The organism is Sphingomonas sp. FW306-05-A (assembly GCF_058782275.1).
In genome coordinates this window covers 100,757-115,854 of record NZ_JBYSXN010000003.1, presented here as the reverse complement: position 1 = coordinate 115,854, position 15,098 = coordinate 100,757, and the positions used below count along the sequence as shown (strand labels likewise).

Annotated in this window: 13 protein-coding genes; 6 read left to right on the top strand and 7 right to left on the bottom strand. The window is 65.5% G+C overall.

From position 1 onward, the window contains the following. Positions 1 to 7: 7 nt before the first annotated feature. Positions 8 to 454: a preQ(1) synthase gene (gene queF, locus AC3WJR_RS16835; protein ID WP_354283181.1), complete on the bottom strand. Its 447-nt coding sequence runs from the start codon at positions 452 to 454 to the stop codon at positions 8 to 10. Positions 455 to 483: 29 nt separating this feature from the next. Between queF and AC3WJR_RS16830 the strand changes: the two genes are divergently transcribed. From AC3WJR_RS16830 to AC3WJR_RS16815, 4 genes are all read left to right on the top strand, one after another. After that, on the top strand, positions 484 to 2,037 hold the full coding sequence (locus AC3WJR_RS16830) for a cryptochrome/photolyase family protein (protein ID WP_492726383.1): 1,554 nt from the start codon (positions 484 to 486) through the stop codon (positions 2,035 to 2,037). A gap of 31 nt (positions 2,038 to 2,068) precedes the next feature. Further along, positions 2,069 to 2,908, top strand: a complete 840-nt coding sequence (gene sseA, locus AC3WJR_RS16825; protein WP_492726381.1) for a 3-mercaptopyruvate sulfurtransferase — start codon at positions 2,069 to 2,071, stop codon at positions 2,906 to 2,908. A 438-nt stretch (positions 2,909 to 3,346) separates the two neighbouring features. Further along, on the top strand, positions 3,347 to 4,540 hold the full coding sequence (metC, locus tag AC3WJR_RS16820; protein ID WP_492726380.1) for a cystathionine beta-lyase: 1,194 nt from the start codon (positions 3,347 to 3,349) through the stop codon (positions 4,538 to 4,540). A gap of 197 nt (positions 4,541 to 4,737) precedes the next feature. Beyond that, entirely contained in the window at positions 4,738 to 5,529 is a 792-nt protein-coding gene (locus AC3WJR_RS16815; protein ID WP_492726378.1) for a TorF family putative porin, read from the top strand. 164 nt (positions 5,530 to 5,693) lie between these two features. Here the strand turns inward: AC3WJR_RS16815 and AC3WJR_RS16810 are convergent, their stop codons facing one another. From AC3WJR_RS16810 to sppA, 6 genes are all read right to left on the bottom strand, one after another. Beyond that, the gene (locus tag AC3WJR_RS16810; RefSeq protein ID WP_354283191.1) at positions 5,694 to 6,104 is read right to left on the bottom strand and encodes a DUF3035 domain-containing protein; all 411 of its coding nucleotides are present in this window, start codon (positions 6,102 to 6,104) and stop codon (positions 5,694 to 5,696) included. Continuing rightward, entirely contained in the window at positions 6,097 to 6,681 is a 585-nt protein-coding gene (lspA, locus tag AC3WJR_RS16805) for a signal peptidase II (RefSeq protein WP_492726376.1), read from the bottom strand. Before lspA ends, AC3WJR_RS16810 begins: the two co-directional genes overlap by 8 nt. Continuing rightward, entirely contained in the window at positions 6,678 to 9,614 is a 2,937-nt protein-coding gene (gene ileS, locus AC3WJR_RS16800; RefSeq protein WP_492726374.1) for an isoleucine--tRNA ligase, read from the bottom strand. Before ileS ends, lspA begins: the two co-directional genes overlap by 4 nt. Positions 9,615 to 9,695: 81 nt before the next feature. Continuing rightward, on the bottom strand, positions 9,696 to 10,085 hold the full coding sequence (locus AC3WJR_RS16795; protein WP_492726372.1) for an endonuclease domain-containing protein: 390 nt from the start codon (positions 10,083 to 10,085) through the stop codon (positions 9,696 to 9,698). 71 nt (positions 10,086 to 10,156) lie between these two features. Then, complete coding sequence (locus AC3WJR_RS16790) at positions 10,157 to 10,756, bottom strand: GNAT family N-acetyltransferase (protein ID WP_354283198.1); 600 nt, start codon at positions 10,754 to 10,756, stop codon at positions 10,157 to 10,159. Next, positions 10,753 to 12,648 (bottom strand): signal peptide peptidase SppA, encoded by a 1,896-nt coding sequence (gene sppA, locus AC3WJR_RS16785; RefSeq protein ID WP_492726369.1) that lies wholly within the window; start codon positions 12,646 to 12,648, stop codon positions 10,753 to 10,755. Before sppA ends, AC3WJR_RS16790 begins: the two co-directional genes overlap by 4 nt. A 251-nt stretch (positions 12,649 to 12,899) precedes the next feature. Between sppA and groES the strand changes: the two genes are divergently transcribed. Both groES and groL read left to right on the top strand, forming a co-directional pair. Then, entirely contained in the window at positions 12,900 to 13,187 is a 288-nt protein-coding gene (gene groES / locus AC3WJR_RS16780; protein WP_010162031.1) for a co-chaperone GroES, read from the top strand. Between the two features lie 53 nt (positions 13,188 to 13,240). After that, positions 13,241 to 14,887 (top strand): chaperonin GroEL, encoded by a 1,647-nt coding sequence (gene groL / locus AC3WJR_RS16775; RefSeq protein ID WP_354283203.1) that lies wholly within the window; start codon positions 13,241 to 13,243, stop codon positions 14,885 to 14,887. The last annotated feature ends 211 nt before the right edge of the window (positions 14,888 to 15,098 follow it).

The window sequence follows — 15,098 nt, the reverse complement described above, 5'->3', positions numbered from 1 at the left end:
ATGCATGTCAGCCGCGCCCGCGATATCCCGGAACGTCCTGCGCCGGAAGCCAGAGGTGTTCGGGCGGCGGTCCCGACTGCCAGAACACGTCGATCGGGATTCCACCACGCGGGTACCAATAGCCTCCGATTCGCAGCCAGCGCGGCTGCATCTCGTCGAACAATCGCTGGCCGATGCCGACCGTGCAATCCTCGTGAAATCCCTGATGATTGCGGAAAGCCCCTAGGAACAATTTGAGCGATTTTGATTCAACGATCGTGTCGCCCGGCGCATAGTCGATCACCAGATGCGCGAAATCGGGCTGGCCGGTCACCGGGCACAGCGAGGTGAACTCGGGAACCGCAAACCGCACCAGATACAGCGATCCTGCGCGCGGGTTGGGAACGTAATCGAGCACCGCCGCTTCTGGGGATGCGGGGAGCGCACTCGTCTGGCCAAGATGTAATGGGGTCATGCGCCAGAGATAGGGGAGCACACGCCGAAATGGAACCGCCGCACCTGACGCTGATCCCGATCCTGGGCGACCAACTGTCGCTCGGCCTGTCGTCACTCCAGGGTGCCGATCCCGCCACGTCACGCCTGTTGCTGATGGAGGTAGCCGACGAGACCACTTACGTCCGGCACCACAAGCAGAAGATCGCCTTCATCCTGTCCGCAATGCGCCACCATGCCGCTCTGCTCCGCGAAGAGGGCTGGACCGTGGACTATATTACGCTCGACGATCCCGATTCGACCGGCAGCTTCACCGGCGAGGTCGCGCGCGCGGTCGGGCGGCATGACCCTGTGCGGATCGTCGTCACCGAGGCGGGCGAATGGCGCGTCCGCGCGATGCTCGACGCATGGGAAACGCTGTTCGGCATTCCCGTCGAGATCCGCGACGATGACCGCTTCCTCGCCACCCACGCCGAGTTCGGCACCTGGGCGGAGGAGCGCAAGCAGTTGCGCATGGAGTATTTCTACCGCGACATGCGTCGCAAGACCGGTTTGCTGATGGACGGCAAGGACCCCGTCGGCGGCCAGTGGAATTTCGACCACGACAATCGCAAGCCGGCAAAAGCCGACCTGCTGATGCCGCGTCCGTTACGCTTCGCGCCCGATGCGATCACGCAGGCGGTGATGGCGCTCGTCGCGGAGCGGTTCGCGGATCATCCCGGCAGCCTCGACAGCTTCGCCTGGGCGGTGACCGCGCACGATGCGGAACGCCAGCAAAAGCAGTTCCTCGATCACGCGCTCGCCGGGTTCGGCGATTATCAGGATGCGATGCTGACCGGCGAGCCCAGCCTGTGGCACTCGCTGCTCTCGCCCTATCTCAACGCGGGCCTGCTCGATCCGCTGGCGCTGTGCCGCACGGTCGAGAAACGCTTTCGCGCGGGCAAGGTGCCGATCAACGCGGCGGAAGGCTTCATCCGCCAGATCATCGGCTGGCGCGAATATGTCCGCGGGATCTATTGGCGCGAAGGCCCCGACTACGCGCACCGCAACGCGCTCGAAGCGACGCGTGCGCTCCCCGCCTTCTACTGGACCGCCGAGACCGACATGCACTGCCTCGCCGAATCGATCGGCCAGACGCTCGAGAACGCGCACGCGCATCACATCCAGCGGCTGATGGTCACGGGCACCTTCGCGCTGCTGATCGGCGCGGATCCGCACCTCGTCCATTTGTGGTATCTCGAAATCTATATCGATGCCTACGAATGGGTCGAATTGCCCAACACGCTCGGTATGAGCCAGTTCGCCGACGGCGGTCTGCTCGGGTCCAAACCCTATGCGGCGAGCGGCGCGTACATCAACAAGATGTCCGATTATTGCGGGCATTGCCGCTACGACGTCCGCCAGCGGACCGGGCCCGACGCCTGCCCGTTCAACGCGCTCTACTGGGATTTCGTCGTCCGCCACGAGGACAAGCTCGCGCGCAATCCGCGCATGGCGATGCCCTATCGCACCTGGGCCAAGATGGACGAAGCGACCCAAAGCGAGATCCGCGACTCTGCGAAAGCCTTTCTCGACCGTCTCGACGCCGCCCCGACGGCGTATTAGGCTCGCCAAAACGCGTAAAAGGAGACGGGACATGGACTCGCTGGTGACCACCGATTGGCTCGCGAACGAACTCGGCGCGAACGACCTCAGGATCGTCGACGCGACCTATTTCGCAGGCTTCGGCGACCGCAACGCCGCCGCCGAATATGATGCGGCGCATATCCCCGGCGCGGTGTTCATGGACCTGGGCGAGATCGCCGACACGTCGAGCGACTTGCCCTCGATGCTCCCTACCCCTGAGAAATTCGCGAGCCGGATGCAGTCGCTCGGGCTCGGTGACGGCAGCCGGATCGTGCTCTACGATAATTCGCCCTACCACACCGCGGCGCGCGCGTGGTTCATGCTCCGCACCTTCGGCGCGCATGACGTCGCGATCCTCGATGGCGGCCTCGCCAAATGGCAGGCCGAGGGACGCGAGACCGCCAGCGGCAAGGAACAGCTGCGCCATCGCCACTTCACCGTCTGGGCCGACGACAAGGGCGTCCGCACGCTCGACCAGATGAAGGCCAACGTCGATAGCGGTGCGGAACAGGTGCTCGACGCACGCTCCGCCGCGCGCTTCACCGGCGAGGAAGCCGATCCGCGCCCGGCGACGCATCCGGGGCATATCCCGGGGTCGCGGAACCTGCCGGTCGGGCAAATTTTCAACGAAGACGGCACGTGGAAGACCGGCGACGCCTTGCGCAGCGCGTTCGAGGGGGCAGGGATTGATCTGGCCAAGCCGTTGGTGACGACGTGCGGTTCGGGGATTACCGCTTCGGCGCTGGCGTTCGGCGCGCATCTTCTTGGGGTGGAAGCGGCGGTCTACGACGGCAGCTGGTCCGAATGGGGTGCCGATCGCACGACGCCGAAGGCGACGGGGGAAGCGTAACGCCTTCTATCTTTAAGCCCCTCCCCTTTAGGAGTGCCGGGTGAACAGCGCCCCGCGCTGTTCAGGTCATGCCGGGGGCATGACCGACCCGGCGCTGGGTTGGGGTGGGGCTGTGCCTCGCAGAGAAGTAAGTTCTGCTGAACTGCCCCACCCCAACCCCTCCCCCGAGGGGGAGGGGCTAAGATAACGCGTACGACGACAGTTTGTCCGAATGCACGCCGAGCAATCGACGCCAAAGCCGCAATATAGCCCGTTCTCTTTCTCAAGCCCCTCCCCTTCAGGGGAGGGGTTGGGGTGGGGAAGTCCAGCAGAACGCACCTCTCTGCGAGGCACAGCCCCACCCCCTACCCCTCCCCTGAAGGGGAGGGGCTTCAAGGTCGCCACTTGCCTTTTGAACTTCCTCCCGCTTTGCACAATCAGCACTGCCGGAGCACCGCCATGAAGAAAACCGACACCCCCAAAGGCGATTCCACCCGCGTCGTCGGCGCAGGCCGCCGCAAGGAATGGACCCAAGGCATCGTCAACACCCCCGTATGGCGCGCCTCGACGATCCTCTACGACTCGGTCGCCGACCTCCGCGCAGCAGGCGCCCGCGACACCCACCACCGCCTGTTCTACGGTCGCCGCGGCACGCCCACCCAGTGGAGCCTCGCCGACGCGCTGACCGAACTCGAACCCGGCGCCGAAGGCACGTTCCTCTACCCGTCCGGCGTCGCCGCGATTGCCGCCGCGTTGCTGTCGGTCCTCTCCCCCGGCGACGAAGTGCTGATCCCCGACACCGCTTATGACCCGACCCGCTCGCTCGCGACCGGGCTGCTCGCGCGGATGGGGATCACGACGCGCTTCTACGATCCGTTGATCGGTGCGGGCATGGCGGACTTCATCGGCGACACGACGCGCGCCATCTTGCTCGAAAGCCCCGGCAGCCTGACCTTCGAGGTCCAGGACGTCCCCGCGATCGTCGCGGCGGCCAAGGCCCGCGGCGTCACCACGCTGCTCGACAACACGTGGGCGACCCCGCTGTTCTTCCCCGCGATCGCGCACGGGATCGACCTGACGATCCTCGCCTGCACCAAATATGTCGTCGGTCACAGCGACGTGATGCTCGGCTCGGTCACCGCCGCGCCCGGCCATTTCGCGCGGCTGCGCGACACCAGCTTCCAGCTCGGCCAGGTCGCCAGCCCGGATGACTGCTGGCTCGGCTCGCGCGGGCTTCGCACGATGGCGATCCGCCTGCGCCAGCACGAACAGAGCGCGCTCCAGATCGCGCGCTGGCTGCAGGACCAGCCCGAAGTCGCGACCGTGCTCCATCCGGCGCTCCCGAGTTGCCCGGGTCACGCCATTTTCCAGCGCGACTTCAGCGGCTCATCCGGCCTGTTCTCGTTCGTCCTCGACGGCGGCACCGAAGCCTCGCGCGCCGCGCTGATCGACGGGCTTGCGCATTTCGGGATCGGCTACAGCTGGGGCGGATACGAAAGCCTCGCGATCCCGGTCGATCCGCACCGCCATCGCTCGGTTACGCGGCGCACCGATGCCGGGCCGATGGTCCGGTTGCAGATCGGGCTGGAAGACCCCGCGGATCTCATCGCGGATCTCGCGGCGGGACTGGAACGGTTCGCCGCCACGCGCTGAACACCGGCGGCTGTGGCGGTACAGCAACATTTCCTTACGAATGCGCAACCATCCGGCAATCCTGCTTGTGCGCCGCAGCGGATCACGGCATTGTTACGGCCTCGTCGATCATCGGTGCGGGGCGGCTTTGCGGTCGCCGACAGATGCCGGATCGGGGGGGAGCAGGCGGGGACAGTCGCATTTTCGAAAGGGAAATGATGCGCTTCTCCACAACGACGCTCGGCGGGCTGGTGCTCGTCGTTTCCGCTACACCTGCGTTCGCGCAGGAAACCGCCCCGCCACCCGCGATCACGGTCAATGGGACGGCTGCACTCGTCAGCGACTACCGCTTCCGCGGTGTTTCCCAGACCGACCGCAACGCCGCGATCCAGGGGTCGATCACGGTCACGCATCAATCGGGGGTCTATGTCTCGGTATGGGGGTCTTCGGTCGACGATTACGTCACCGTCGCCGGGACCGGGCATCAGGAAATCGATCTGATCGGCGGCTACAAGAAAGTCGTCGGCGGCACGACCTTCGATATCGGTGCGCTCTATTACGTCTATCCCAAGACGCATCCGACGGGCGACATGAGCAGCTCGGACTTCCTCGAGCCCTATGCCGACATCTCGCACACCTTTGGTCCGCTGACATCGAAGGTGACGGTCAATTACGCGTTCAAGCAGAAGGCGTTGACCCTCGACCAGGGCGCTTCGGGCGTGCTGCGCAAACGCGACAACGTGTATCTCGCGGGGGACTTCTCGGCGGGCATTCCCAAGACTCCGATCGGCCTGATCGCGCACGTCGGGCACAGTTTCGGTCCGAGCTGGCTTGCGACCGATTCGACCGGTAAGAAGGGCTATACCGACTGGGCGCTCGGGGCGACGGCGACGTACAAGGTCCTGACGCTGGGCGTATCCTATGTCGATACCGATGCCCGGTTCGTGACCGGCGGCGGGCGCAACGTCAGCAAGGGAGGCGTGGTCGCGTCGCTCGGCGTAGCGTTCTGACCGGGGGGCAGCCGCGACGGGACCGGGTTCCAGGTCTTGTCGCAGCTGCGGTCACCTTGGGCGAGTCCACCGGGCGGGATCCTGCCGCTGCGGGGCGCCGCCTGCAGACGTGAAAAAGGGGGCATCGCTGCCCCCTTTTCGATTCGTCCGGCGGAACGCCCGGCTTACTTCGGCGTCGCGGCGCGTGCTGCCTGCCCGTCGCCTTCGGGGGCCGAGACGATGTCGCGGGTCGTCGTACCCTTGTCGACCACGGTCGTGCCCGGATCGCCGACCGACGAGCGGATGCCGGGATCGTCATCGTCGATCCCCGCCTGGCTGATCGTCGCCGCCTCGCCCGCGCTGCGCTGCGCCACGCCGCCGAACAGCGCGTCGAGCGCCTGTGCGTTCGCGCTGACGTCGTTCGCGCGCGCCGCGCCGGGCTTGGGCGGGGTCAGCGAGAAATCAGGCGGAATCACCAGCGGAGCCTGGCGGGCGACCGTGAATTCGTCGGGACCGCTGCGGCCGACCTTGTTGTGCGCGCACCCGGCGAGCAGCACCAGCGCCAGCGCGGCGGGAATAATCGTCGACTTACGCATGAAACGTCTCCGTTGGGCCCTGATCTGCCCCTGAATTGGTCGCACCCGGTGGCGTTCCGGGCCCCTTCGCTGGTGCATCCGCTACCGGACTCCCCCGCACCGGCTTCTCTCGTACCAGAAGCGCGCGCGCGAACAAGATGACCACGCCGATCGAGATCGCGGCATCCGCGATGTTGAACACGAGGAACGGCTGCCAGCCACCGAAATGAAGATCCGCGAAATCCACGACATAGCCGAGCCGGATGCGATCGAGGATATTCCCCGCCGCCCCGCCGAGCACGAGCCCGAGCGCCGCCTGTTCCGAACGGTTGGTCTCGCGCCACATCCACACCAATACGCCGAGCGCGATCACCCCGGTCATCGCGACCAGCAGCCAGCGCATCGTATCGGTGTCCGCATGCAGCAACCCGAGCGAAACGCCCTGATTGGCGACGAAGCGCAGGTTGAAAAACGACGTGACATAATGCGCGTCGGTCATCGCGTTGAGCTTGAGCCCCTCGGTCACGCCGAGCTTCGCGGCCTGGTCGACCACGAACAGCACGACGGCGGTCGTCAGCCCGGCAAGCGGGAGCCTCACGCCACCACCTCCGCGCACCGATCGCACAGCGCGCTGTCCTCGGTGACGTCGGGCAGCAGCCGCCAGCAGCGCCCGCATTTGTCGTAGTCGGTCCGGCTGACCGCCACGCCCTCGCCCGTCGTCACTTTGGCGACGATGAACAGCTCGGCCAGCGCCTCCACCGGCATCGGCGCCTCGGGCACGACGACCTCCGCCTCGAGGCTGGAGCGCACGATCTTCTCGCGCCGCAGCGGTTCGATCGCCTCGGTCACTTGCGTGCGCAGCGCGCGGACCTGCGCCCAATGCGCGACATCGACGCCCTCGACCGCGGGCAGCTCGGGCCACTCCAGCAGATGCACCGACTCGTCCTCGCTCGGGAAGCGCGCCTGCCACGTCTCCTCGGCGGTGAAGCACAACACCGGCGCGGCATAGCGCACCAGCGCGTGGAACAGCGTGTCGAACACCGTGCGGCACCCGCGCCGCTTGGGATCGTCGACCCCGTCGCAATAGAGCGAATCCTTGCGGATATCGAAGTAGAAGGCGGACAGGTCCTCCTGCGCGAACTCGGTCAGCAGCCGGACATAGCTGTTGAAGTCATACACCGCGACCGCCGCGCGCAGCTTGGCGTCAAGCTCGGCGAGCAGCTGGAGTACATAGCGCTCGAGCTCGGGCATCTCTGCGACTGGGAGCCGCTCGGCCTCGTCGAACCCTTCCAGCGCGCCGAGCAGATAGCGGAAGGTGTTGCGCAGCTTGCGATACTGGTCGGAGACGCCGTTCAGGATCTCCTTGCCGATCCGGTGATCCTCGGTGAAATCGACCGACAGCGCCCACAGCCGCAGGATATCCGCGCCCGATTCCTTCATCAGGTCGAGCGGGTTGATCGTGTTGCCGAGGCTCTTGGACATTTTCATGCCCTTGGAATCCATCGTGAACCCGTGCGTCAGCACCGCCTTGTACGGCGCGCGCCCGCGCGTCCCGCAGCTTTCCATCAGCGACGACTGGAACCAGCCGCGATGCTGGTCCGAGCCTTCGAGATACAGGTCGGCAGGCCATTGCAGATCGGGCCAGCGCCCGCTGTCGAGCACGAACGCATGCGTGCAGCCGCTGTCGAACCACACGTCGAGAATGTCGGTGACGCGCTCGTAATCCGCGAGCCGGTAGTCCGGCCCGAGCAGCGCCTGCGCCGCTTCCTCGCTCCACGCATCGACGCCCTCGGCGCTCACCGCCGCGATGATCCGCGCGTTGACCGCGGGGTCGACGAGATACTGGCCGGTCTTGCGATCGACGAACAGCGTGATCGGCACGCCCCACGCGCGCTGGCGGCTGATCACCCAGTCGGGGCGGCCCGCGACCATCGCGGTGATGCGGTTCTGGCCCTTGGGGGGATACCAAGTGGTGGCTTCGATGGCCGCGAGCGCGGTTTGACGCAACGTTCGCCCGTTTCGCCCCTCCCCTTCAGGGGAGGGGTTGGGGGTGGGGGGTGTCTCACCGAGACCGAGCTCTGCCGGTGTCTCACTGAGACCCCCCTCTGCTGGACTGCCCCACCCCAACCCCTCCCCCGAGGGGGAGGGGCTATCAAGCGGTGCATCCATCGGGATAAACCATTGCGGCGTCGCACGGAAAATCACCTTCGCCTTCGACCGCCACGAATGCGGATAGCTATGTGCGAAATCATCGCTCGCCGCGATCAACGCGCCCACGGCGCGCAGGTCCGAACAGATCGGCCCTTCCGCGCTGACGAACTTCTTGTTGATCACCGAGCCGTGCCCGCCGAGCCACGCCCAATCGTCGCGATACATCCCCGCGCCATCGACCGCGAAGACCGGCTCGATCCCGTACTGCTTGCACAGCAGGAAATCGTCCTCGCCGTGGTCGGGCGACATGTGGACGAGCCCGGTGCCCGCGTCGGTGGTGACGAAATCGCCCGGCAGGAACGGCCGCGGCTTGGCGAAGAACCCGCCCAGTTCGTGCATCGGATGCCGCGCCGTCGCGCCCTCGAGCTGCGAGCCCTTGATCGACTGAAGCGCGGTCACCGTGCCGGCGCTGTCGCCGATCTTGAGGATCACCGGATGCCCGATCCGCGCGCCAAAGCTTTCGAGCAGGTCGTGCGCGACCAGCAACGTCCGCGGCCCCTCGACCATATCGTCGAAGCGGACCAGCAGATATTCGATCTCCGGCCCATAGCTCAGCGCTTGGTTGACCGGGATCGTCCACGGCGTCGTCGTCCAGATCACCGCATGCGCGCCGACCAGCTCGGGCGCGTTCGGCGCATCGACGATCTCGAACGCGACGTCGATCTGCGTCGACACGACGTCCTCATATTCGACCTCGGCCTCGGCCAGCGCGGTCTTCTCGACCGGCGACCACATCACCGGCTTGGCCCCGCGATACAGCTGGCCGCTCTCCGCGAACTTCATCAGCTCGGTGACGATCGTCGCCTCGGCGGCGAAGTCCATCGTCAGATAGGGGTGATCCCAATCCCCGTTGATCCCCAGCCGCTTCAATTGCTCGCGCTGGACGTTGACCCAATGCTGCGCATACGCCCGGCACTCGGCGCGGAATTCGCGCGGCGGGACCTCGTCCTTGTTGCGCTTCTTGGCGCGATATTGCTCCTCGACCTTCCATTCGATCGGCAGGCCGTGGCAGTCCCAGCCGGGCACATAGGGCGCGTCCTTGCCGAGCAGCGTCTGCGTCCGGCACACCGTATCCTTGAGGATGTGGTTGAGCGCATGGCCGATATGCATGTCGCCATTCGCATAAGGGGGGCCATCGTGGAGGATGAACTTCTCGCGGCCAGCGCGCGCGGCGCGGACCTTCTCGTACAGCCCCATCGCCTGCCATTTCGCGAGAATCCCCGGCTCCTTGGCGGGCAGGCCTGCCTTCATCGGGAAGTCGGTCTTCGGCAGGAAGACGGTATCGCGGTAATCGCGCGCGGGTGCGGGGGTATCAGTCATTTGCTTGAGCGCTTAGCCTGAAGCGCGCCCCGTAGAAAGCCCCTCCCCTTGAAGAGCCCTCACCAGAAAAGCCCCTCCCCTTCAGGGGAGGGGTTGGGGTGGGGCAGTGCGCTGCCACCGGCCGGGAAGCGTGGAAGCAGTGGCCGCGATCATCTCAGCAACGCCCGCGAGGTTCGTCATGACGTCAGGATTGCCAAAGCGGATGATGGTGAAGCCGAGCGCCCTCAACCGAACGTCACGCTTGGTATCGGAAGGCCCATCATGCGTGTCGCCGTCGACTTCGATCCCCAGCCCGATTCCCGGACAGAAGAAATCGAGAATTGCCTGAGCCTCAAACACGACATGCTGGCGGCGAAACTTCAGGCCATTGAGCTGGGAACTAGAGAGCACCCGCCACAGCCTCACCTCAGGCTCGGTAGGATTCCGCCGCATCTCATGCGCGCGAGCCAGCAGCTCCGCTTCCGTAGCCATCACTTCCCCACCCCAACGCCTCCCCTGAAGGGGAGGGGCTATTTCTCGCCTACTCCCTCACACCCTAAGCCTCACCAACTCCACACCATCCCCGTCTCGCTGAACGGCTTAGGCTCCAGCGGCGGGATCGTCGCCGGATTAAGCTCGCACTGCCAATAGCCAACGTCGATCCAGCGCCCGTCCTTATACCCAGCCTCGCGGAAGAACCCCGCCCGCCGGAACCCCACCGACTCATGCAACCGGATCGAATGATCGTTCGGCAGCGCGATCACACCGATCGCATGGGTGAACCCCTGCGCCCGCACCGTGTCGATCAGCGCGTCGTACAATTGCCGCCCGTTGCCGCGCCCCTGCGTCCCGATCTCGAGATAGACCGTCGTCTCGATCGTGTAGCGATACGCCGGCCGATCCCGGAACGCCGAGGCATAGGCGTACCCCCGCACCGGCCCGCCCTCGCCCTCGGTCACGACCAGCCACGGGTACAGCCCATTCGACTTCGCCATCCGCGCGCACATCGTAGCGGTGTCGGGCGCGTCGGTCTCGAACGAGACCGTCCCGCGCTCGACATACGGCCGGTAGATATCCGCGATCGCCGCCGCATCGTCGAGCGTCGCAGGGCGCACCGCGACGGGAGTGGGCCCGCCCGACGGAACCTCCCGCGGCGCGATCACAGCGCGAACCGCGCGAGCACCAGATCGAGCAGCTTGGCATCGCCTGGCCGCGGTGCGGTCCCGCCGATCCCGTCGCACTCAAGGCAACGCGCCTGGATCGCAGCCCCCGTCCCGATCCGCTTCACGTCGCCCAGCGCGCGTGCGAACACCGCGCGGCGATCCGCCGCCATCCGCGTGAACGCATCCCCCGCCGAGGCATCGTCATCGTCGCGGCCGGACGAGAGGACCTGCTGGATCATCATCGCGAACGCGCCCGGCTTCCTCTCGAGATATTCGGCGTGCACGTCACCCGGCTTCAGCCCGGCGCGCTTGGCGGCTTCGTCGATCGCATCCTGCAACCCGCCGAAGCGATCGACCAGCCCGAGCTGCCGCGCAGTCCCGCCATCCCAGACGCGCCCCTGCCCGATCTCGTTGACGCGCTCGGGCGTCATCTTGCGCGCATTCGCGACGCGCGTGATGAACTGGCGATAGCCATTCTCGATCCCCGCCTGGAAGATCGTGTCGGTCTCGGGCGTCGTACCGCCGTAAATGTCGGGCTGCCCCGACAGCGGTGTGGTGCGGACACCGTCCGACGTCAGGCCGATCTTCTTGAGCGTATTCTCGAAGGTCGGGATGATCCCGAAGATGCCGATCGAACCAGTGATCGTCGTCGGCTCGGCGAAGATTACATCGCCTGCGGTTGCGACCCAATAGCCACCCGACGCCGCCATATTGCCCATCGACACGACGATCGGCAGCTTCTGCGCCTTCGCCTCGATGATCGCACGGCGCATGTCCTCGGACGCGAGCGCCGAGCCGCCGGGCGAATCGACGCGGACGACGAGCGCCTTGAGGTCCTTCTTGGCGAGACCTTCGAGCACCAGCTTGGCGACCGTATCGCCACCGACCGAGCCCGCCTTGGACTTGCCGTCGATGATGTCACCCGCGATCGTCAGCACGCCGATCTTGGCGCCTGCGGTCGGCAGCGGGTTCGCCGCGATGTAATTGGCGAGCTTGATCGTGTTGAACGTCCCCGGCGCCTTGCCACCCGGCGCGCCTGCGAGCTGCGCGACGCGCTTGCCGAAATCGAGCCGGGTGCCGAGCTTGTCGACGATCCCCGCCTGGAGGTTGGCCTCGGCGATATTCCCCTGCGCCGCGGTGATGACCGCGCCAGGCGTGGTCAAAAACGGCTGGAACTTGGCCTTGGGTCGCGCCTTTGCGACCACTTCCTGCCATTGCTGGAACAGAACCTGGTACAATTTGACCACTTCTTCCTTGGCCTCGGGCGAGGCTTCGGTGCGCGTGTACGGCTCGACGAACGACTTGTACTTGCCGACGCGGTAGACGTGCGCATTGACGCCGAGCTTGTCGATCAGGCCCTTGTAATAGAGCTGGCTTCCGCCCGGCCCCATGAACAGCGTGCCCCCCATCGGGCTCATCCAGATCTCGCTCGCATTGGCGGCGAGACGATATCCGCCATCGGTATAAGCGGTTGCGTAGGCAAGCACCGGCTTGCCCCCCTTCCCATCGGAACCGTCGCGCACGCGGCGCAGCGCATCGCCGACTTCGGTCAGCGCGGCGGGATAGCCGCCTGCGAAGGAATCGAGATCGAGCACAACCGTCTTGACGCGATCGTCCTTGGCCGCCTTGTCGAGCGCACGCACCACGTCACGCAGGCGATATTCAGGGGTCGACCCACCGCCGCCGAGGGTCGCGAACGGATCGCCGGGCGACGGCTGCTCGACGATCGGACCGTCGAGCTTGAGCACCAGCGCGCCGTCCTTGACCGCGCCCGTATTGGGTTTTGCCGCGAGCAGGCCGAATAACAGGCCGAAGAACAACAGCATGGCGACCAGCACCAGCGCGTCCTTGATACCGACCAGTAACTTCCAAGCGCCTCGAACGAGTTTCACCTGCGCCGCTCCCTGCAAATGCGGAAAAATCCTGCGTACAGCTAGAGCAGCCCCCGGGCGGAGTAAATGCGTGTTAGCGGCGCAACACAGCTTTTGCGGGGCGGTTCGGCCTGCCCGTGAATAGGACCGGCTGACCATAGAATCGCGGATCGCCCGTATTGACGATGCCGGGTGGCATACGCATATGCGGTGTGCTGGCACTCACCGATGGCGAGTGCCAACAGCTGTTCACAAGATAAGGGACTCCGCGCATGAACTTTCGTCCGTTGCACGACCGCGTCCTCGTCCGCCGCGTAGAGGCAGAAGAGAAGACCGCAGGCGGGATCATCATCCCGGAAACCGCCAAGGAAAAGCCGCAGGAAGGCGAAGTCGTCGCCGCCGGCACTGGCGCGCGTAACGAAGCCGGTGAAATCCACCCGCTCGAAGTCAAGGCCGGCGACAAGGTGCTGTTCGGCAAATGGTCCGGCACCGAAATCAAGATCGACGGCGAAGACCTTCTGATCATGAAGGAATCGGACATTCTCGGCATCGTTGCCTGAATTCTTCCGTAAACGACCTTCACTATCTTCAACTTCTGAAAGGGTAGCCCACCATGGCATCCAAGGACGTAAAATTCGGGCGTGACGCCCGCGAGCGCATTCTCCGCGGCGTTGATATTCTCGCCGACGCGGTCAAGGTCACGCTGGGGCCAAAGGGCCGCAACGTCGTGATCGACAAGAGCTTCGGTGCCCCGCGCATCACCAAGGACGGCGTTACCGTCGCCAAGGAAATCGAGCTCAAGGACAAGTTCGAGAACATGGGCGCGCAGATGCTGCGCGAAGTCGCGTCGAAGACCAACGACATCGCTGGCGACGGCACGACCACCGCAACGGTTCTCGCTCAGGCGATCGTCCGCGAAGGCATGAAGTCGGTTGCGGCCGGCATGAACCCGATGGACCTCAAGCGCGGTATCGACCTCGCGGTCGTCGAAGTCGTCAAGGATCTCCAGGCGCGTTCGAAGCCGGTTTCGGGATCGCATGAAGTCGCCCAGGTCGGCATCATCTCCGCCAACGGCGACAAGGAAGTCGGCGAGAAGATCGCGGAAGCGATGGAGAAGGTCGGCAAGGAAGGCGTGATCACCGTCGAGGAAGCCAAGGGTCTCGAGTTCGAGCTCGACGTCGTCGAAGGCATGCAGTTCGACCGTGGCTACCTCTCGCCCTACTTCATCACCAACCCCGAGAAGATGTCGGTCGAGCTTCAGGATCCCTACATCCTGATCCACGAGAAGAAGCTGTCGAACCTGCAGGCGATGCTCCCGATCCTGGAAGCGGTCGTTCAGTCGGGCCGTCCGTTGCTGATCATCGCGGAAGACATCGAGGGTGAGGCTCTGGCCACGCTCGTCGTCAACAAGCTGCGCGGCGGCCTCAAGGTCGCAGCGGTCAAGGCACCGGGCTTCGGCGATCGTCGCAAGGCGATGCTCGAGGACATCGCGATCCTGACCAAGGGCGAGATGATCTCGGAAGACCTCGGCATCAAGCTCGAGTCGGTCACGCTCGGCATGCTCGGCACCGCCAAGCGCGTTACGATCGACAAGGACAACACCGTCATCGTCGATGGCGCTGGTGACCATGAGTCGATCAAGGGCCGCACCGATGCGATCCGTCAGCAGATCGAGAACACGACCTCGGACTATGACAAGGAGAAGCTCCAGGAGCGTCTCGCGAAGCTTGCTGGCGGCGTTGCCGTGATCAAGGTCGGCGGGTCTTCGGAAGTCGAAGTCAAGGAGCGCAAGGACCGCGTCGACGACGCGCTGCACGCAACCCGCGCAGCCGTCGAAGAAGGCATCGTCCCCGGCGGCGGTACGGCTCTGCTGTACGCAACCAAGGCGATCGAGAACCTGACCGGCGCGAACGAAGACCAGACCCGCGGGATCGACATCGTCCGCAAGTCGCTGACCGCGCTGGTTCGCCAGATCGCCAGCAACGCGGGCCATGACGGCGCCGTCGTCTCGGGCAAGCTGCTCGACGGCAACGACACCACGATGGGCTTCAACGCCGCGACCGACACGTACGAGAACCTCGTCGCTGCCGGCGTGATCGATCCCACCAAGGTCGTCCGCACCGCGCTGCAGAACGCAGCATCGGTCGCAGGCCTCCTCATCACGACCGAAGCGGCCGTGTCGGAAATGCCGGAAGACAAGCCCGCCATGCCTATGGGCGGCGGCGGCGGCATGGGCGGCATGGGCGGCATGGACTTCTGATCCGACAGGGCCTGCGTCGGCGAAAGCCACGCGGGCCCGACGGATCCGGAGAAACCGGACCTGCCCGGCCACCATCGGCTGGACCAACGCGAAGGGCCGGGGGAGCAATCCCCCGGCCCTTTTCGTATGGAGCAGGAAAGGCGCACGATTCCCACGTGATCCGCCCGACCGTCACGCTGCCGTCATGAACATCGGGTAGCGCGCCAGGATC

Bases quoted from the DNA above. Each gene is read 5' to 3' on its own strand.
- queF (WP_354283181.1), bottom strand. From the start codon at position 454: ATGACCCCATTACATCTTGGCCAGACGAGTGCGCTCCCCGCATCCCCA.
- AC3WJR_RS16830 (WP_492726383.1), top strand. From the start codon at position 484: ATGGAACCGCCGCACCTGACGCTGATCCCGATCCTGGGCGACCAACTG.
- sseA (WP_492726381.1), top strand. From the start codon at position 2,069: ATGGACTCGCTGGTGACCACCGATTGGCTCGCGAACGAACTCGGCGCG.
- metC (WP_492726380.1), top strand. From the start codon at position 3,347: ATGAAGAAAACCGACACCCCCAAAGGCGATTCCACCCGCGTCGTCGGC.
- AC3WJR_RS16815 (WP_492726378.1), top strand. From the start codon at position 4,738: ATGCGCTTCTCCACAACGACGCTCGGCGGGCTGGTGCTCGTCGTTTCC.
- AC3WJR_RS16810 (WP_354283191.1), bottom strand. From the start codon at position 6,104: ATGCGTAAGTCGACGATTATTCCCGCCGCGCTGGCGCTGGTGCTGCTC.
- ileS (WP_492726374.1), bottom strand. From the start codon at position 9,614: ATGACTGATACCCCCGCACCCGCGCGCGATTACCGCGATACCGTCTTC.
- AC3WJR_RS16795 (WP_492726372.1), bottom strand. From the start codon at position 10,085: ATGGCTACGGAAGCGGAGCTGCTGGCTCGCGCGCATGAGATGCGGCGG.
- groES (WP_010162031.1), top strand. From the start codon at position 12,900: ATGAACTTTCGTCCGTTGCACGACCGCGTCCTCGTCCGCCGCGTAGAG.
- groL (WP_354283203.1), top strand. From the start codon at position 13,241: ATGGCATCCAAGGACGTAAAATTCGGGCGTGACGCCCGCGAGCGCATT.